Origin of the sequence: Clostridioides sp. ES-S-0010-02 (genome assembly GCA_020641055.1) — a bacterium.
Lineage (GTDB): Bacteria > Bacillota > Clostridia > Peptostreptococcales > Peptostreptococcaceae > Clostridioides.
This window is the reverse complement of the sequence record CP067345.1, coordinates 2,232,116-2,248,710: the sequence shown is the minus strand read 5'-3', so window position 1 is coordinate 2,248,710 and position 16,595 is coordinate 2,232,116. Positions and strand designations below refer to the sequence as shown.

General features: G+C 30.0%; 15 protein-coding genes and 1 pseudogene. 8 read left to right on the top strand and 8 right to left on the bottom strand.

Going from position 1 to position 16,595, the window contains the following annotated elements; genetic code table 11:
* Positions 1 to 39 precede the first annotated feature (39 nt).
* On the top strand, positions 40 to 717 hold the full coding sequence (locus JJC01_10185) for an ABC transporter ATP-binding protein (protein ID UDN56568.1): 678 nt from the start codon (positions 40 to 42) through the stop codon (positions 715 to 717).
* 8 nt (positions 718 to 725) lie between these two features.
* A complete protein-coding gene (locus JJC01_10180; GenBank protein ID UDN56567.1) occupies positions 726 to 3,272 on the top strand; it encodes an ABC transporter permease in 2,547 nt (848 codons plus the stop codon).
* Positions 3,273 to 3,501: 229 nt separating this feature from the next.
* Here the strand turns inward: JJC01_10180 and JJC01_10175 are convergent, their stop codons facing one another.
* The gene (locus tag JJC01_10175; protein UDN60156.1) at positions 3,502 to 3,993 is read right to left on the bottom strand and encodes a prolyl-tRNA synthetase associated domain-containing protein; all 492 of its coding nucleotides are present in this window, start codon (positions 3,991 to 3,993) and stop codon (positions 3,502 to 3,504) included.
* A 437-nt stretch (positions 3,994 to 4,430) separates the two neighbouring features.
* On the opposite strand from JJC01_10175, the gene JJC01_10170 reads away from it, so the two are divergent.
* The 3 genes from JJC01_10170 (at position 4,431) to JJC01_10160 (ending at position 6,089) form a co-directional block, all read left to right on the top strand.
* Positions 4,431 to 4,814: a hypothetical protein gene (locus JJC01_10170; GenBank protein ID UDN56566.1), complete on the top strand. Its 384-nt coding sequence runs from the start codon at positions 4,431 to 4,433 to the stop codon at positions 4,812 to 4,814.
* A 535-nt stretch (positions 4,815 to 5,349) separates the two neighbouring features.
* Positions 5,350 to 5,733: a YtxH domain-containing protein gene (locus tag JJC01_10165; protein UDN56565.1), complete on the top strand. Its 384-nt coding sequence runs from the start codon at positions 5,350 to 5,352 to the stop codon at positions 5,731 to 5,733.
* 2 nt (positions 5,734 to 5,735) lie between these two features.
* Complete coding sequence (locus JJC01_10160) at positions 5,736 to 6,089, top strand: hypothetical protein (GenBank protein UDN56564.1); 354 nt, start codon at positions 5,736 to 5,738, stop codon at positions 6,087 to 6,089.
* Positions 6,090 to 6,249: 160 nt separating this feature from the next.
* Here the strand turns inward: JJC01_10160 and JJC01_10155 are convergent, their stop codons facing one another.
* The 5 genes and pseudogenes from JJC01_10155 to JJC01_10135 form a co-directional block, all read right to left on the bottom strand.
* Positions 6,250 to 7,032, bottom strand: a complete 783-nt coding sequence (locus JJC01_10155) for an N-acetylmuramoyl-L-alanine amidase (protein UDN56563.1) — start codon at positions 7,030 to 7,032, stop codon at positions 6,250 to 6,252.
* Positions 7,033 to 7,164: 132 nt separating this feature from the next.
* Positions 7,165 to 7,608 (bottom strand): cytidine/deoxycytidylate deaminase family protein, encoded by a 444-nt coding sequence (locus JJC01_10150; GenBank protein ID UDN56562.1) that lies wholly within the window; start codon positions 7,606 to 7,608, stop codon positions 7,165 to 7,167.
* A 905-nt stretch (positions 7,609 to 8,513) separates the two neighbouring features.
* Positions 8,514 to 9,313: pseudogene (locus JJC01_10145) on the bottom strand (ABC transporter permease).
* Positions 9,303 to 9,491 (bottom strand): sulfonate/nitrate/taurine transporter ATP-binding protein, encoded by a 189-nt coding sequence (locus tag JJC01_10140; protein ID UDN56561.1) that lies wholly within the window; start codon positions 9,489 to 9,491, stop codon positions 9,303 to 9,305. The pseudogene JJC01_10145 and the gene JJC01_10140 overlap by 11 nt, the downstream one beginning before the upstream one ends.
* The gene (locus JJC01_10135) at positions 9,463 to 11,106 is read right to left on the bottom strand and encodes a recombinase family protein (protein ID UDN56560.1); all 1,644 of its coding nucleotides are present in this window, start codon (positions 11,104 to 11,106) and stop codon (positions 9,463 to 9,465) included. The genes JJC01_10140 and JJC01_10135 overlap by 29 nt, the downstream gene beginning before the upstream one ends.
* A gap of 341 nt (positions 11,107 to 11,447) precedes the next feature.
* On the opposite strand from JJC01_10135, the gene JJC01_10130 reads away from it, so the two are divergent.
* Positions 11,448 to 11,624, top strand: a complete 177-nt coding sequence (locus tag JJC01_10130; protein ID UDN56559.1) for a hypothetical protein — start codon at positions 11,448 to 11,450, stop codon at positions 11,622 to 11,624.
* A 178-nt stretch (positions 11,625 to 11,802) separates the two neighbouring features.
* Here the strand turns inward: JJC01_10130 and JJC01_10125 are convergent, their stop codons facing one another.
* Positions 11,803 to 13,401 (bottom strand): peptide chain release factor 3, encoded by a 1,599-nt coding sequence (locus tag JJC01_10125; GenBank protein UDN56558.1) that lies wholly within the window; start codon positions 13,399 to 13,401, stop codon positions 11,803 to 11,805.
* A gap of 380 nt (positions 13,402 to 13,781) precedes the next feature.
* Positions 13,782 to 14,381, bottom strand: a complete 600-nt coding sequence (locus JJC01_10120; GenBank protein UDN56557.1) for an ATP-binding cassette domain-containing protein — start codon at positions 14,379 to 14,381, stop codon at positions 13,782 to 13,784.
* Positions 14,382 to 14,550: 169 nt separating this feature from the next.
* On the opposite strand from JJC01_10120, the gene JJC01_10115 reads away from it, so the two are divergent.
* Complete coding sequence (locus JJC01_10115) at positions 14,551 to 15,909, top strand: methyl-accepting chemotaxis protein (GenBank protein ID UDN56556.1); 1,359 nt, start codon at positions 14,551 to 14,553, stop codon at positions 15,907 to 15,909.
* The gene (locus JJC01_10110; GenBank protein ID UDN56555.1) at positions 15,902 to 16,534 is read left to right on the top strand and encodes an OmpA family protein; all 633 of its coding nucleotides are present in this window, start codon (positions 15,902 to 15,904) and stop codon (positions 16,532 to 16,534) included. The genes JJC01_10115 and JJC01_10110 overlap by 8 nt, the downstream gene beginning before the upstream one ends.
* Positions 16,535 to 16,595 lie beyond the last annotated feature (61 nt).

The window sequence follows — 16,595 nt, the reverse complement described above, 5'->3', positions numbered from 1 at the left end:
ATATTATATGGTTAAACCATAAGAAAGGAGACTTACATAATGGAGTTCTTAAAAATTGAAAATCTATGCAAGGTCTACGGCAAGGGCGAGAACAAAGTTACCGCACTTGACAATGTTTCGCTTACAATAGAAAAGGGGGAGTTTACTGCAATCATTGGTTCATCTGGCTCAGGAAAATCCACATTACTTCATATCATCGGTGGAGTGGACGTACCAACAAGCGGAAAGGTGTATTTGGACGGTCAGGATGTATATGCCCAAAGCAATGAAAAGCTGGCCATTTTCCGTAGGCGACAAGTCGGACTGATTTACCAATTTCATAACCTTATTCCAACTCTGAATGTTGTGGAAAACATCACTTTACCTATACTGATGGACAAGCGAAAGGTCAATGAGGAACGCTTAAATGACTTGATGGACCTACTTGGGCTAAAAGACCGCAAAACGCATTTACCAAATCAGCTTTCTGGCGGTCAGCAACAGCGTGTTTCCATAGGACGTGCTTTAATGAATGCCCCAGCGGTAATGCTTGCTGATGAACCCACAGGTAGTTTAGACAGCCGAAATGGACATGAAATTATCAATCTATTGAAATTAAGCAATAAAAAATATCGTCAAACCCTTATCATTGTAACGCATGACGAAAATATAGCCCTGCAAGCAGACCGCATTATCTGCATATCAGATGGCAAAGTGACGCGAGATGAAAGGAGGTAGGTATATCCATGAACATTTTCAACAAAGTTGCACTGCAAAACATGAAAAAGAGACGCACACGAACGATTGTAACAGTTATCGGAGTTGTTCTGTCTGCTGCTATGATTACAGCAGTCGCTACACTTGCCATTTCCCTGCAAAACTATATGGTAAATGGTTCGATTGAGAAATATGGTGGTTGGCATGTTGAGTTTTTGGATGTTAATTCCTCTTTCGTACAGAAACAGATAGGAAATGATAAAGTTGCAAATACCGCAACATTTGAAAATATTGGCTATGCAAAGCTTGATGGCAACAAAAACCCAAACAAACCGTATCTTTTTATAGCTGGATTCAGCGAAAAAGCCTTTGATACTTTGCCTATAACTTTGATTTCTGGCAGATTACCTGAAAACAGTGGAGAGATTCTTGTTTCGGGTAAAGTTGCAACAGATGGCGGTGTCAAATTCGCAGTGGGCGACACTATTTCTTTGCCTGTGGGAAACCGTATGAATGGAAATGAGAAGCTTAGTCAGAGTGACCAATATACTGCTGGAGATGAAACTCTTGTTCCACAAGGCGAGAGAAGCTACACAGTTGTTGGTACCTGCCAAAGGCCTGTCTTTGAGGAATCTTCCGCACCAGGATACACATTGATAACCAAAGCGGATGCACAAATCAAGGCTGACAGCCTTAGCCTGTTTGTCACGTTGAAAAATCCACGTCAGGTTCATTCATATACAAACAGTACTGGAGACCATGCTTACGTTTTAAATGATAATGTGTTGCGTTTCATGGGTATTTCCGACAATAACTTGTTCAATATGCTTTTGTACTCAGTTGGTGGTATTGTGGTCGCCATAATCATGCTCGGCTCGATTTTTCTGATATATAATTCGTTTAACATGTCGTTGAACGAACGCACACAGCAGTTTGGAATCCTTTCATCTGTTGGAGCTACAGCAAAGCAGCTACGTAATTCAGTTTTATTTGAAGGTCTTTGCATTGGTGCTGTTGGCATACCAATTGGTGTTGCGGTTGGTATAGTTAGTATTGGACTTGTTATTTCTGTTATCTCCAAAAATTTCGCAAATGTTCTCTACACCAATGTACCTTTGACCTTGACGTTGTCCATCCCAGCAATCGTTGTTGCGGCAGTGGTCAGCATGGTTACCATCTTGATATCGGCTTATATTCCAGCTAGAAAGGCTGCCAGCAAACCAGTGATGGAGTGTATTCGCCAGACGAACGAGGTGAAAATTGAATCCAAAGCAGTAAGGATATCAAAGCTTGCACAGCGTATTTACGGTCTGGAGGGAACTCTGGCGCTGAAGAATTTTAAAAGAAACAAGAAACGCTATCGTAGTATTGTGCTATCGCTTGTTTTAAGTATAGTGCTGTTCATATCGACCAGTGCTTTGGTAGCTGATTTGAAACAAGTTTCAAATCAGGCATCAGAGGTTACTGACCAGGACATCATTTTTTCCACACAGGACATGAATGACAGTAAAATGCTACAGCTATACAATAAGCTGAAGACTACCAATGGTGTGTATGAAGGCTTGTATCAAGAACTTATGACCTATTCATGTGTTGTTAAAGTAAGTGAACTTACAGATGATTACTTGAACTATGAGGGTTCACATTCGCCATCTGAAACGGTTGATATGCCAGTAGATATGCAGTTTCTTGATGACAGTACGTATCTGAACATTATCAAAAGTCTGGGGTTGCCAACAGAAGAGTACACTGGGCAAAATGCAAAAATGATTGCCGTTTCCATGATGGTGGAGGATGACCATACTATTGATATCTTCACAAATTCTTCCATAAATCTTAAACTTACTTCTGAAGCTGATAGCAAGTCGAACACAGTCGATAGGCAAAATGTAAACATTTCATTTGTAAAAGTCGTGCCACCTGATTCTCCACCAGGTGTCAGAAACTCAAAGATGAGGAAAGCCTGCTTCAGGGTGTTGGCACCTTATTCGGTCAAAGATTCGTTTGAGACTCCAAGTATTTCTAAAGGAATTAAAAGCTTGAGTTTTAAATCAAAGAATCCCAATCAGTCAGTTGCAGAAATGGAGAAAATCATCGAAATCGAAGGGATTACGGCTGAGTATAACCTGTACAATATGTATGGAATGATGGACGAAAACCGTAATTACATCTTTATTGCCAACGTGTTCGCATATACTTTTATAATTATGATCTCGCTGATTGCAGTAGCCAATGTATTCAACACAATTTCCACAAATATCAAGCTACGCCGTCGTGAACTTGCCATGCTTCGCTCTGTGGGAATGTCTGAACGCGATTTTCAGAAGATGATGAATTTTGAGTGTGCCTTTTATGGCATGAGGTCGCTGTTCTTTGGACTTCCTATAGCTGTAATTTCTTCCTGGCTAATTCATAAAGGAATGGTCAAAGATGATATAGATTTTGTACTTCCATGGACCAGTATCGGAATCAGCGTGTTTGTCGTTCTCTTTATAGTGTTCATTACAATGTTGTATGCCATTAGTAAAATAAAAAGAGAAAATATTATTGATGCGCTTAGGGATGATATGACTTAATAGAAAATAAAAGAGATACATGCGTGATTGAGTTCAAATGATTCACAATTGTCCCAAAAGGCGATTTAAACATTGAAAATACAGAGTTCATCTATGGAAGTAGTGTGAATTATACTAGGGGTTCTTATGAACCCCCCTTTCTATTTTTTGTATAAAAAAGTGGATGACTCAAATTTTTATTTTGAGGTACCCACTTTATCTATCATTTATTATATGTAAAATAATAAACCTATACTTCTACATAGTATATTTCATTTCCATTTTTTTCTATAATCCTTTTTAAATCTTCAAACTTTAAAAATACAGTGGCAGTATTGTCATTTGGATGTATACCTATTTTATCCATTTTCAATAAATCTTTATCAAATACAATTTTTACAATAGCATCAGTATCATTTAGTATACCAAAAGGTGTTACAGCTCCCTTAGTAAGTTTTAGATATTTTTCAAGTCTTTCTTCAGAAGCGAAACTAAGAGGTTTACTATCAATTTTTTGGCGTATATCCTTTAAATCTGCTTTTTTATCTTTACCTAAGACAACTAAAAAGTGCTCTTTACCCTTAGAATCACGAAGGAATAAATTTTTTACAACAAACTCCATTTGTAGTGTTTTTAATTGTTCCATTTCATCAATTGTATAGACTGCAGGATGATTTACAATTTCATAAGATATATTTAGTTCATCCAATTTTTTATATACTTCTTGTTGAGCGTTCATAATTTCCTCCTGTTGGTAATTTATTTGATATATAAAAATAATATTATCATAGAACACTTTAAAATAAAACATGCATTATTATTCTGTACAAACAAAAGTCTACTATATTTTCTCCATATCTAATCATAAAATCTTTCAACAGCCTTGCCTAATTTCATTTCAATTCTTACTATTATAATAATTCAGAATATATATATTTTCAAGTAAAAAATGATATATATATAATATAAGCTTAAAAAACTAAAAATTTTCCAAAAATAATTTGAAAATAGAGCCTTAGTTACCATTTATAAATCATATAAAAAGAGGTTATGTAAGGTCAGATATGAAAAAACTATATTATACTATCTTTTCTTTTTCGAATAAACTATACTTTAAATATAGATATTTAATTTTAATAATTTTAGCAATAAATTATCTTAGAAAGGAATGTGCTTTATATGTCTACAGACAAAGTTGTTGGAATCATAGATGAAGAATTAGCTGAACTCGCTGGAATTAAATATACTGGTAAAATTTATGCTTCTTCTGGTGTTATAAAACATATAAAGAAAAAACATAGAGGTCAATTGAGTAAAGACATTTTTAATGATATACTAGAAACTATAAAAACAGTGCTAAAATCTCCTGAGTATATAGGAAGTCATCCTAAAAAACCTGGTAAAAGTGTAGAATTTGTAAAAAAACTTGATGATTATATATTAGTTGCTACAGAACTAGATACAAAAAAGGGATATCTATATGTCTCTTCATTATACGCCATAAAAGAAGCAAAATTAGAAAGTAGAATTAGTAGTGGAAGAGTATTACAATATGATGGTTAACATAATATTATTAATTTTTCCTAAAGCATTGAAAAATATTATCAAATAAGTTATAATATAAATATATATGTAAATATTTATTTATTAGATTTGAGGTTGGAAAAGGCACCCAATACGCTGCTTATAGGGTAGTTAATAGAGATGCAGGATACGCCGCCCTGCCAAATCTAATTAAATTTAAAAGAGAGGATTAATTCCTCTCTTATTGTTTTTTTAATTAATTTATTTAAAAGGGTTAAAAATATGGAGATATTTAGCACAAAAGAAATAAGATGTTTAAACGCTAATGAAGAATTGTATTTAGAAACTGCATCAAAATTTTTGATATACAGTGAAAGAGTAGGAGACTTATATTAAAGAGTTTTCAGATACTTATATTATAGAATTTTTGGAATGTAGTTTAGAATTCTTATTATATATATAAATACTAGAAAGAACTTTTTATTAGTTTTTAAAAATTTAGTTAGAAACTATATCATTATGGAAAAAAATGTATTATAATATTTAGAAATATTATAATAAGGAGCGATTGGATATGAGCTTATCAAAAAAAATAGAAGATAAAAGAAAAGCTAAACAAAGAGCTGAAAAAGCCAAACAAGCTAAAATTGCAACGGCTGGTGTCGTATTAGGAGCTGTTACTGGTGCAGTTGGAGGAGTATTACTAGCACCTAAATCAGGAAAAGAAACAAGAGAAGATATAAAAGATGCATCTCAACAAATTGCGGATAAAATAAACATGAAAACAGTGGATGTAAAAGGTAAGATGTCTGAGAAATTAGAAGACAGAAAAGGAAATTTCATTGAATCAAAGCAAAAGATAAGAAATTATATAGATAATAAAAAACGTGTTGAAGATTCTAGCGAGGAAGATAAAGTAATAGACATTGTTGAACCAGTAAGTGTCACTGAGGAATAACAATGAATAACACAATAACAATTAATATTAGTATAATATATGTATTATTAGCTATACTTGGGTGTATCGCTTTAATTTATTTAATTATTGTACTTGCTAAATTACATAAGATTTTAAATACTGTTGGAAATGTATTAAATGAAAATACTCAAAATATAAATACAACTTTAAATAATCTTCCTAGTGTTGTAGATAGTTTTGGAGAAGTAGGCGAGAATATGAAAGATGTAACAGAGGCTGTTACTGAAGTTACAGCAGACTTTCTTGTTACTAAAGACAGCGTTAAATCAAATATGGATGTCATAGTTGATATATTAACTATAATTAAAAATATTTTTTCGGATAAAAAATATTAATACGATAAGCTTTAGTATTTCTGTGAATTTAAAACTTTACTAAACTAATTTTACAGAAAATACTTTATAAAGTACAAATAAATAAAGATGTATCTATTGATGAATAAACATAATAAGTAGATACATCTTTTTATTATATATTTATAAAATAATATCTATTTTATAACTTACCTACTTGTCTTAATGCTAATTTTACAGTTTCATATCTATCAGCACCATTTATTATTACATCACCTTTTACAAGATTATTAGCTTCTCCACCTACAACATAAACTTTTTTGCCTAAACCTTGCTTATAGCTAGATGCTTCTACTACTAAAGCATCTTTCAATTGCCAGTATAAAATTTGAGCAGCAACTTTATCAGCGTCCCCCTTATAAACTATTACATTTTCATACACTTTATCTCCCCCTTGAGAATTTGATATAGATTTATTTAATATTCCTTCTGCTATTAACTTAGCAACTTTATCTTTATTATTAACATAGTAATCTGTATCCGCTTTGCTATCTACAAAGCATACTTCTATTAGTATAGCTGTTGCGTTAGTGTGATTAAGCCAATAAAGATCTCTAACATCAGATTTTGCACCTCTATTTTTAAATACTGTAGCTAGTTTAGCATTTACCTTTTCTGCATATGCTTTTCCATTATTAGATTTATATATAGTTTCTGTACCTTCTGGGGTTGAAGTTGTAACATTTGCATTAAAATGAATCTGAACAGCTAAATCAGCTTCTTGTTTATTTGCTATAGCACATTGGTCAGCTAAATGATTATTTGATGCATCAACTTTTCCTGTATAAACAGTAGCCCCTCCTAATTTAAGCCATTTAACTATTAAGTCATTCATTATTCTTGTTTCTTTACTTTCGTTTATATATCCTACAGCTCCTGTACCTTTCCCAGTTAAAGTGTGCCCTGGTATTACTACTACTTTCAAATTATACATCTCCTTTATGATTAAATTTAACTTCTATTTAATATATGCACAATTTAAAATTTTGTTTCTTTTTATACTTTAATTATCTAATATAAAATATTTTGTAAAATTATAGAATAATATGTGTAAGTATTAAAATTGCAATTTTGTATATAACACATTGCTTGATTGTAATAATCTCAAGGCATATTCATCCATCCTATATCCAGTTTTATAGTAGATATGTTTAATTCCAGATTGAATTATGGCCTTAGTACAATTTAAACAAGGAAAATGGGTTACATAAATAGAACAATCTTTAACTGATATGCCTTCTTTAGCACAATAGTAAAGGGCATTTTGTTCGGCATGAATGGTTCTAATACAATGACCATCTCTCATCTCATGACCAACTTCACTACAGTGATTATCTCCAGATATACTACCATTGTATCCAGTAGATACGATTCTGTTTTCTGAGTTAACAATTATAGCTCCAACATAAGCTCTGTCACAAGTACCTCTTTCAGCTACTGTCTCACATAATCTCATAAAATACTCTTGCCATGAACATCTATTTTCAAGTTTACTTTCCAAACTAAATACCTCCAAATCTTATCTTTAATATATAAGATTTATACCTCAAAAACAGTATTAAAAACAAATTTGTTTTATAGCTAAAAATATAAAAGATAAAATAAATTTTAAATTGTTTTTTTAATAATTAAATCTTATTTCATTAAACTTTTTATAAAATTTTCATCATAAAATATGAAAACTGTCTTAATAAAATCAAGACAGTTTTTTATAATCAAAATTTATAACACAAGTTCATATTTTTCTTTAAACTCTTTTACAGCTTCAGGCCATGCCTTTTGTTCTGTAATACCTTTTTCTTTGGCTATTTTAATTGCAATTTCTCTTATCATTGCAGCTCCTTCTAATATTCCCATTTTCAATCTCCCTTCAAGTATCTTTTTGTACAGAATATAAATAGTGCTGAAATTTCTTACATATTACATCTACTACAATATCTATACAACATATAACTTATGAATTCCTTTTATTTTTATGCGCCTTTAACCGACATATAATTATATGCATTAAGCCTTAAAATTATGAATTTGATGATAATTATTTTTTATCTTTTATATACAATTGTGTAAGTTGCAAAATAGGGTAATCAGTATTTTAATTGTTCTATTACTTTATAATATACTCAATAAAAAATAAGATTGTATGATACATCTCCAGATATTATGGAAAGATGAATTGTACTATTGGATTTATGTAATAAAATCAGTAAATATCTAACTTATTTTACTGATTTTATACACTAAAAACTGTAGGTAAATTTGCTTTATGTTTCTCACAAATATTCCTACAGTTTCACATATTAAAGTTATATAGTTATAATTTTTTAATTGTACAATTCTAGTATTTCTAGAAAACTATCCTATAAATACTAGAATGATTAAAATTTACTAAATAATATTTTTTATTTATCTAGAATTATATATTTTTTCAATAATGTTAACTATAGCATACATTGCCCATGCACAAACAGCTAACACGAATACACCCATCATTACTAAATCTAACTTAAATACTTGACTGCCATAAACTATCAAGTATCCTATTCCATATCTTGATACTAAAAATTCTCCTACTATAACACCTACCCAAGCCATACCAATATTAATCTTAGTTAAGTTTATTAAATTTCCTGTATTTGCGGGTAATATAAGTTTAAATAGGATTTGTGATTTGCTAGCTCCAAAACTCTTTAACATCTTAATTTTTCTTCATCTATATTCATAAAGTAATTATAGGCCGAAAGTATGGTAACAACAACGGAAATAGTTACAGCTGTTACTACAATTCCTTCTATTCCAGCACCAACCCAAACTATAATTATAGGAGCCAAAGCAGTCTTAGGAAGAGCATTTAAAACTACCAAAAATGGGTCTAATATTTTTGATAATTTTTCTGACCACCAAAGAGCAATAGCTACTAAAATACCTAAAACAGTTCCTATAACAAGACCAAGAACTGTTTCATATACAGATACTCCAATATGTTTAAATAGTTGGCCACTAGATGCATATTGAATAAACAAGTTGTAAATATCACTTGGTTTGCTGAATAGAAAAGTATTTATAACGTTTAAATCAGCTAAAATCTCCCAAATTATAATAAAGCCAATTAAAATTAATAGTTGATAAAATAATACATTTCTTTTTTCTCTTTTTACACCTTTAATATAGTTTATATATCCTTCAGATCTTTTATTAAGCCTCATGTGTATCTAGCTCCTTCCATAAGATGTCGAAATACTTTTGAAAATCGGGAACTTTACGTGTTTTGAGAGGCGTTTTTGTTCCATCCATATTAAGTTCAATATCATAAATATTTTTTATAGTAGCTGGTCTTTTAGATAGTATTGCAACTTTATCTGATATGCTTATTGCTTCTGCCATCGCTACAAAAGTGCGACCTATCAGACAACGAAACTAAGTCATCTATGTCAGCACCCATATAAACAATGCTAAGAGTGTTGCTAGAACTATCCCAAACTATAGAATCAATAATAGTAGACAACAATAACTTCTTATTATCCAAATTAGCATCATCAACCATATTGTTAAACTTTTCTAAATTACTAACAACAATATCTAAATTAACACTGGCATTTTTAATATCAGCATTGTTATCTTCTAAGTTTCTAACCTTAACTTTTAATTCTTCAATTTCACTATTTAAACTTTCAATCTGAGAGATAATATAATTAGAAGCAACACTACCAGTATTTTTAGCAAGTTCTATAACTAAATTACTGATGATTTTTTCTTTATCCTTAATAAAATTCCTAAATAAATTAATCTCACTATTAATACTATTTGATGCATTATCAACTTTAATCTTATTTTCATGAAAAGCATCTATAATAGATTCTACATTACAATTTTTAATTCTTTCAATAACAATAGCTTCAACTAAAGGTCCTTTAAGATTTTTACAATTACAAGCATCAACACCAAGATTCTTTTTAGTACCACATACATAATAATACTTTAATTCTTTATCAGTTCGTTTGCCTTTATAAGTAATTCTCATATTAGAACCACACTTAGAACATTTTAAAATTCCTGATAATAAAGCAACTTTACCAGTAGCAATTCTTGGACTCTTATCACGATTAGCATCAAGTAAACCTTGAACTTCAAGCCAAGTAGTAGAATCTATAATTCCTTTATGTTTAGCAATAGCTGCTATAGGTGTAGATGTATTTTTAGCATAAGTAAGTATTCCACATTCATTATCAGGAGTACCGATAACTTCCATATTATTATTTCTAAGATATTCTACAACAACATCATTAGCTTTTACATAAACAGGACTTCTAAGTATACCAGATAATGAACTAGGGTCAAATTTACCACCACGAGGACCTTTTATTCCATTGTGATAAACATATTTGTATAATTGAGATAAAGATCTAAGTTCTAGATACTTAGCATAAACTATTTTAACAACTTCCATCTCATCATCACTAACTTCTAACTGATACATACTTCTTTCTTTTAGGTTTTCATCTAAGTATTTGATTTTTTTACTGCTAAATCCATGAGGTGTTTTACCACCTAGCCATCTCCCAGTACGAGCAAGTTCATACATATTATCTTTTATACGTTCAGCTATTGTTTCTCTTTCAAGCTGTGCAAATACACTAGATATAAACATCATAGCTCTTCCCATTGGAGTAGAAGTGTCAAATTGCTCTTTGATAGATATAAAAGATATATCTAGTTTATTTAATTTTTCTATTAGAGTAGAGAAGTCAGATACATTTCTTGATATTCTATCCAATCTATAACACACAAGATAATCAAATTTGTTTGCTTTTGCATCTTGCATCATTTTTTTAAACTGAGGTCTATCTATATTACCACCACTAAAGCCTTCATCTTCATATATTAAAAAATCTTTTATACCAACAGATTTAGCATAGTCCATACATAGTTGTATTTGATTTTCTATAGATTCACCTTTGCCCGTAAATTTTGATTTTCTTGAATAAATTGCAGCCTTCATAAGTTTAACCCCCTTAAACTTTGGTATAAATTGACTTGAATAAGTAATATTCTGGTATTCAATTTCATATCACAAAAGAGTAGATGTATTTATCAGTTCACCCCTTATAGTAGTATTTTCAATACGTATAGGTATTAATAGTGTTTTATTATTTACTTATATATAAATATATGATGTAAAGAATACATTAAATGTTAATAATACATTTTTATTGCATCATATGAAAAAATATTGATTTCGTTTTCATAGAGAAAATTTGAGACTTAATTAGTTGTGTCAAGACAAGTCTATAACCTCATAGATTAATATAATAACTCAATTAAGGCATAGGGGGGTTATATATGGATATAAAAGTTGTGGAGATTTTTCCTACAAATCCACTGGAACTAAAAAAAATAGAATCAGCTAAAGCTATATGGTTTGTAAATGCATTAAGAAAAAAGTATCCTGAGGAAGTTTTAGATAAAGCCTTTAAGATACTAGAAGAAGATTTAGAAAAAAGTGAAGCTAAAGCTTAAAATTTTGATAAGGTATACATATGATATAAGAGAGGAAAAACAAATGAGAAAATATTTGGATTCACATATATTTTATGAGACTAATGGCATTAAAAGAGAAGAGTGGTTAGAAAAAAGAAAATCGGAAATCTCCCCCCTACGTTTAAAAATAGACGTAGGGGGCATTAATATTTATTTTTTATAAAGAAGTTTCTCTTAAAACTAAATTTTCATTTCTTTCAATTAGATGTCTAATAGACCATTCATTTTGAAATAACAATACTGGATTGCTATTTTTATCTTCAACTAGTATTGTATCCATTGGTATTGAAAGCTTATCCGATTTGAAAGTATCAGGTTCAATCCAACGTATGTGACGATAAGGTAGTGTATTCATTATCATATCAACACCATATTCTTGTTTTAGACGATATTCTAAAACTTCAAATTGAAGAACTCCAACGACTCCTACAATAAGTTCTTCCATACCAAAATTAGGTTGTTTGTATATCTGTATAGTACCTTCTTCTGATAATTGTGTAAGACCTTTTAAGAACTGTTTTCTTTTAAGAGCATTCTTTGTAGATACTCTTACAAAATGTTCAGGAGCAAATTGTGGTATACCAGTGTATTGTAAATTTGATTTTTTTTCACTTAATGTATCACCAATATTAAATATTCCTGGATCATGTATCCCTATAATGTCCCCTGGATAAGCTGAATCTATTATAACACGGTCTTGGGCTACAAACTGTTGAGGTTGTGAAAGTTTAACCTTTTTATTTCTTTGTACATGAGTTACTGTCATACCTTTTTCAAATTTACCAGAGCAAATTCTTAAAAATGCAATTCTATCTCTATGAGATTTATCCATATTAGCTTGAATTTTAAATATAAATCCTGAGAAGCTATTAGAATTAGGGTCAATATCACCTAAATTACTGCTACGAGGATTTGGTGGAGGTGTTATTTCTAAGAACGATTCTAAAAATGGTTCTACACCAAAGTTGGTAAGGGCACTTCCGAAGAACACAGGCGTCAATTCACCATTTAATACTCCGTCTAAATTAAAATTATCTCCAGCAATATCTAAAAGTTCAATATCCTCTAGTAGTTTTTCATGAAGAGCATCACCTAATAAAGTATTAAATTTTTCATCAGATATATCTCCAGTTGTAGATTTAGCAATAGATTGTCCATGGTTACCATCATCAAATAGTTCAACTTGATTTTTATGACGGTTAAACACACCTTTGAACTCTTTACCAGAACCAATTGGCCAGTTTACTGGACAAGAGCGAATTCCTAGAACATTTTCAATATCTTCAAGTAGTTCAAAGGGATCCTTTCCTTGACGGTCCATTTTATTTATAAAAGTGAAAATTGGTATTCCTCTCATTTTACAAACTTGGAATAATTTCTTTGTCTGATCCTCGACACCTTTAGCAGAGTCAATAACCATTACTGCACAGTCTGCTGCCATAAGAGTCCTATAAGTGTCCTCACTAAAATCTTGATGCCCTGGAGTATCAAGAATATTTATACAAAAGTTGTTATATTCAAATTGAAGAACACTTGATGCAACAGATATACCTCTTTGTTTTTCAATTTCCATCCAGTCAGATACTGCATGTTTTTGAGATCTTCTTGATTTAACTGATCCTGCTTCACGAATGGCACCACCATATAATAGAAACTTTTCAGTTAATGTAGTTTTTCCTGCATCGGGATGGGAAATGATTGCAAAGGTTCTTCTTCTTTTAACTTCATCAATCAAGCTTAAATTTTGTTCTGTCATTTTTTATCATCCTTTATTTTAATTTTACGATTATCCAAATATAAAAAATTATATTTATTAATAGTTTTAAAATGAACATAATTTTCCATATGCTATAAAAAACTACAATCCTATTAATATTATAACTTTATTGCAAAACTGTCAATATGAAAACCTTATGAAAATAGCTTTACTATCTTACTGTATAGCACAAACCCCTTTTTAAGATTAAAAGGACTTTTTTATAATTCCTAGCTCGTTAGAAGCAATAGCACCCTCAACTATTCTACATTTCATACATATTAAGATTGACTATAACAACTTCATATTCATGAGTATTATCATGAAAAATATCTGAGTTAGAATCTAAATGGATGGATTTAAATAAAATAGATTAATTCCTAAAGTTGCACTTTTATAGAAAGTGCATCACCAATATCATGTGTAACTAAAATAGTAGACTTATTTTCATTTTTAATAATACTATAAACATCATCACAAACCAACAGTCTAGTTTGATAGTCAAGAGCTGAAAAAGGTTCATCTAAAAGTAAAACATCTGGATTTACAGAAAGTGTCCTAATAAGAGCAACTCTTTGTCTCATACCACCAGATAATTCTTTAGGATACATACTTCTGAAATCCCATAGTCCATAAGTCTTTAAAAGCTCTTCAACTCTATCTAAAGATTTTTTATCTTTTTTCCCTTGAATTTCCAAACCAATAGTTATATTATCCATTATATTTCTCCATTCAAGCAGATTGTCTTTTTGAAACATATATCCAATATTTCCAGTAATCTTTACATCACCACTAGTTGGTTTTAAAAGATTAGTAAGAATATTTAAAATTGTAGATTTTCCGCTTCCAGAAGGACCGAGTAATGTTAGTATTTCACCTTCTTTTAAATTAAAATTGACATCCTTTAATACTTCAAGCTCGCCTTCCTTAGTGTAGAAGTTCATATTGATATTTTTAACTTCTACTATGTTGTCATTCATTATGCCACCCCCTATAACTTTTAGCTCGTATATATTATGTTATTAACATTACAACCTATTTGTACCATTTTTCATAAATATAATATAAATATTTTGTTTATTTACGTATTTTCTTAGTAACTTGTACGTATAAATTATAGATAAATAAATTATAAGGTAGGGGATAAAATTGAGTAACATAATAACTAATTTGATAGAGTCAATATTTACTAATCCAATAACTATATTATTTTTACTTGCAATAACTGTGTATTCTATTTTTAAAATTATGGAAAACAACAAGTTGTATTTGTTTGTAAGTTCAAAACTAGAAGAAATCAACCAAGACTATAAAACGAGTGTATTTTATAGCAAAATAAGGAATGATTACTATACATATAGTAAAGAAAATCCTTATGCTGATGTAAATATAACTTCGTTTGTAGAAGAAGTTGTATCAGATTTAAAATATAATAACTTACCGATATTAGAAAAAATTAGGAGCATAAAAAATTCATCTTCAATAAGTATATTACTTGGAGTTTTAGGTACATTTGTTGGGCTTTCTACAATGCTTTTATGTGTTGATACTAAAGATATTATAAATTCACTTCCTTCGACTATTAGTAGCATGCAAACTGCATTTACAACTAGTATATTTGGAGTAGTATTTTCTCTAATTATAGGCTATTTTACAAAGATAAAAGACTGTGAACATGTTTTGATACAAATAATGTTAAAAGCTGAGAATCTACTGACTTCTGAGGTAACTCATATTAAATCGGAAAGAATGGATTTAAAAGTAGAGGAGGTAAAAAATACAATAAAACAAATAAGCAAGTCTATAGAAGCTATTGAAAAATTTGATAAAATATCTAAAGACTTAAATGATTTTAATGACGAATTTATTAGTGGAATAGAAGCTTTAAAAAGTCTTTTAGAAGGCTCTCAAAGTTCTATTAAGACATTTGACCAAAGTGTAAGAAAATTAGATAAACAGTTTAATATTTTAAATGTAAAATTTGTAAAACTGTTTGATAAGTACGATAATCAAGATAATATAAATAAGGAAATTTTATTTGATATAAAAGAATCCTCAAAAAATATATATAATTCCACTGAAAGCCAACATAAAATTAAAGATTATATAAGAAATATAAATGCAGGATTTGCTTTATATGAAAGAAGTGCTCAAGATTTGTTAACTAAATTAATGACTCATGAAAACAAAATATCTCAAAATCAAAAAATTCTTTTAGACGAAAAATATACTCTAGACGATTCAATTAAGAATCTTTCAAGTATTATTGAGAACTTTTCTAATGACTTACAAGCCAAACTAGATATAATGTTTGAGAATTCTTTAGACATTCAAGATAAGCTAGATGTTATGTTTAATAACTCCTTCATGCAAGACGAAGTTCCTCTTGATAGTGAAGACTTATTTGAAAGTAATATTGATAGTATATTTAATCCTTTAAGTGAAGAAATTTATGAGATAGAAAAGAAAGAAATAAAGGTCATAGGTGAGGATGAGTTAAATGAATAATAAATATAGAAGAACTGTTAACAGAGAATTTGAAAAGAGTAGTTTCTGGCCAACATTTACAGATTTATTATCCACTGTGTTGATGGTTGTAATTCTTATATTATTTAGTTCAGAAAGTATCTCAGGTTCAGTTGAACAGGATTTAGCTAAAAATGTGAATGCTTCTGTTGAAGATACCTTTAAAAAAAGTGGTATACCTGTGAAAGTGGATAAGGCTAATGGTCAAGTAACTTTTGGTGAAAGGACAATGTTTGATGTAGATAGTGATGTCTTGAAACCAGAGGCTAAAGAGATGTTAAAAATGTTTGTTCCAAAGTACATAGAAACTATTTATAAAGATTATGGCGACTATATATCTAAAATAGTTATAGAAGGCCATACAGACGATGTAGGAAGCTATATCTATAACTTAGATTTATCACAAAGAAGGGCATATAGCGTTGCTAAATTTATAGTAGGAGATGAAATAGGTAATTATAAATATAAAGATAAGGTAACTAAACATATTATTGCAATAGGTAGGTCAAAAGCTGAACTCTTAAAAAACGGAGATAATAGTGTAAATAGAGATGCATCTAGAAGAGTAGAGCTAAAATATGAAATAAATATTAATCAAAATAAATAGTTAAAAAATTATAAAAAAAAAGAAGGCAGTTGGTGTGAGCTTTAAGCCTTCTTTAAGGAAA

Excerpts from the sequence above, each read along its gene's own strand:
- JJC01_10125 (UDN56558.1), bottom strand. The coding sequence starts at position 13,401 with ATGACAGAACAAAATTTAAGCTTGATTGATGAAGTTAAAAGAAGAAGA.
- JJC01_10135 (UDN56560.1), bottom strand. The coding sequence starts at position 11,106 with ATGAAGGCTGCAATTTATTCAAGAAAATCAAAATTTACGGGCAAAGGT.
- JJC01_10185 (UDN56568.1), top strand. The coding sequence starts at position 40 with ATGGAGTTCTTAAAAATTGAAAATCTATGCAAGGTCTACGGCAAGGGC.
- JJC01_10160 (UDN56564.1), top strand. The coding sequence starts at position 5,736 with ATGAATAACACAATAACAATTAATATTAGTATAATATATGTATTATTA.
- JJC01_10110 (UDN56555.1), top strand. The coding sequence starts at position 15,902 with ATGAATAATAAATATAGAAGAACTGTTAACAGAGAATTTGAAAAGAGT.
- JJC01_10130 (UDN56559.1), top strand. The coding sequence starts at position 11,448 with ATGGATATAAAAGTTGTGGAGATTTTTCCTACAAATCCACTGGAACTA.
- JJC01_10120 (UDN56557.1), bottom strand. The coding sequence starts at position 14,381 with ATGAATGACAACATAGTAGAAGTTAAAAATATCAATATGAACTTCTAC.
- JJC01_10170 (UDN56566.1), top strand. The coding sequence starts at position 4,431 with ATGTCTACAGACAAAGTTGTTGGAATCATAGATGAAGAATTAGCTGAA.
- JJC01_10180 (UDN56567.1), top strand. The coding sequence starts at position 726 with ATGAACATTTTCAACAAAGTTGCACTGCAAAACATGAAAAAGAGACGC.
- JJC01_10165 (UDN56565.1), top strand. The coding sequence starts at position 5,350 with ATGAGCTTATCAAAAAAAATAGAAGATAAAAGAAAAGCTAAACAAAGA.
- JJC01_10140 (UDN56561.1), bottom strand. The coding sequence starts at position 9,491 with ATGGCAGAAGCAATAAGCATATCAGATAAAGTTGCAATACTATCTAAA.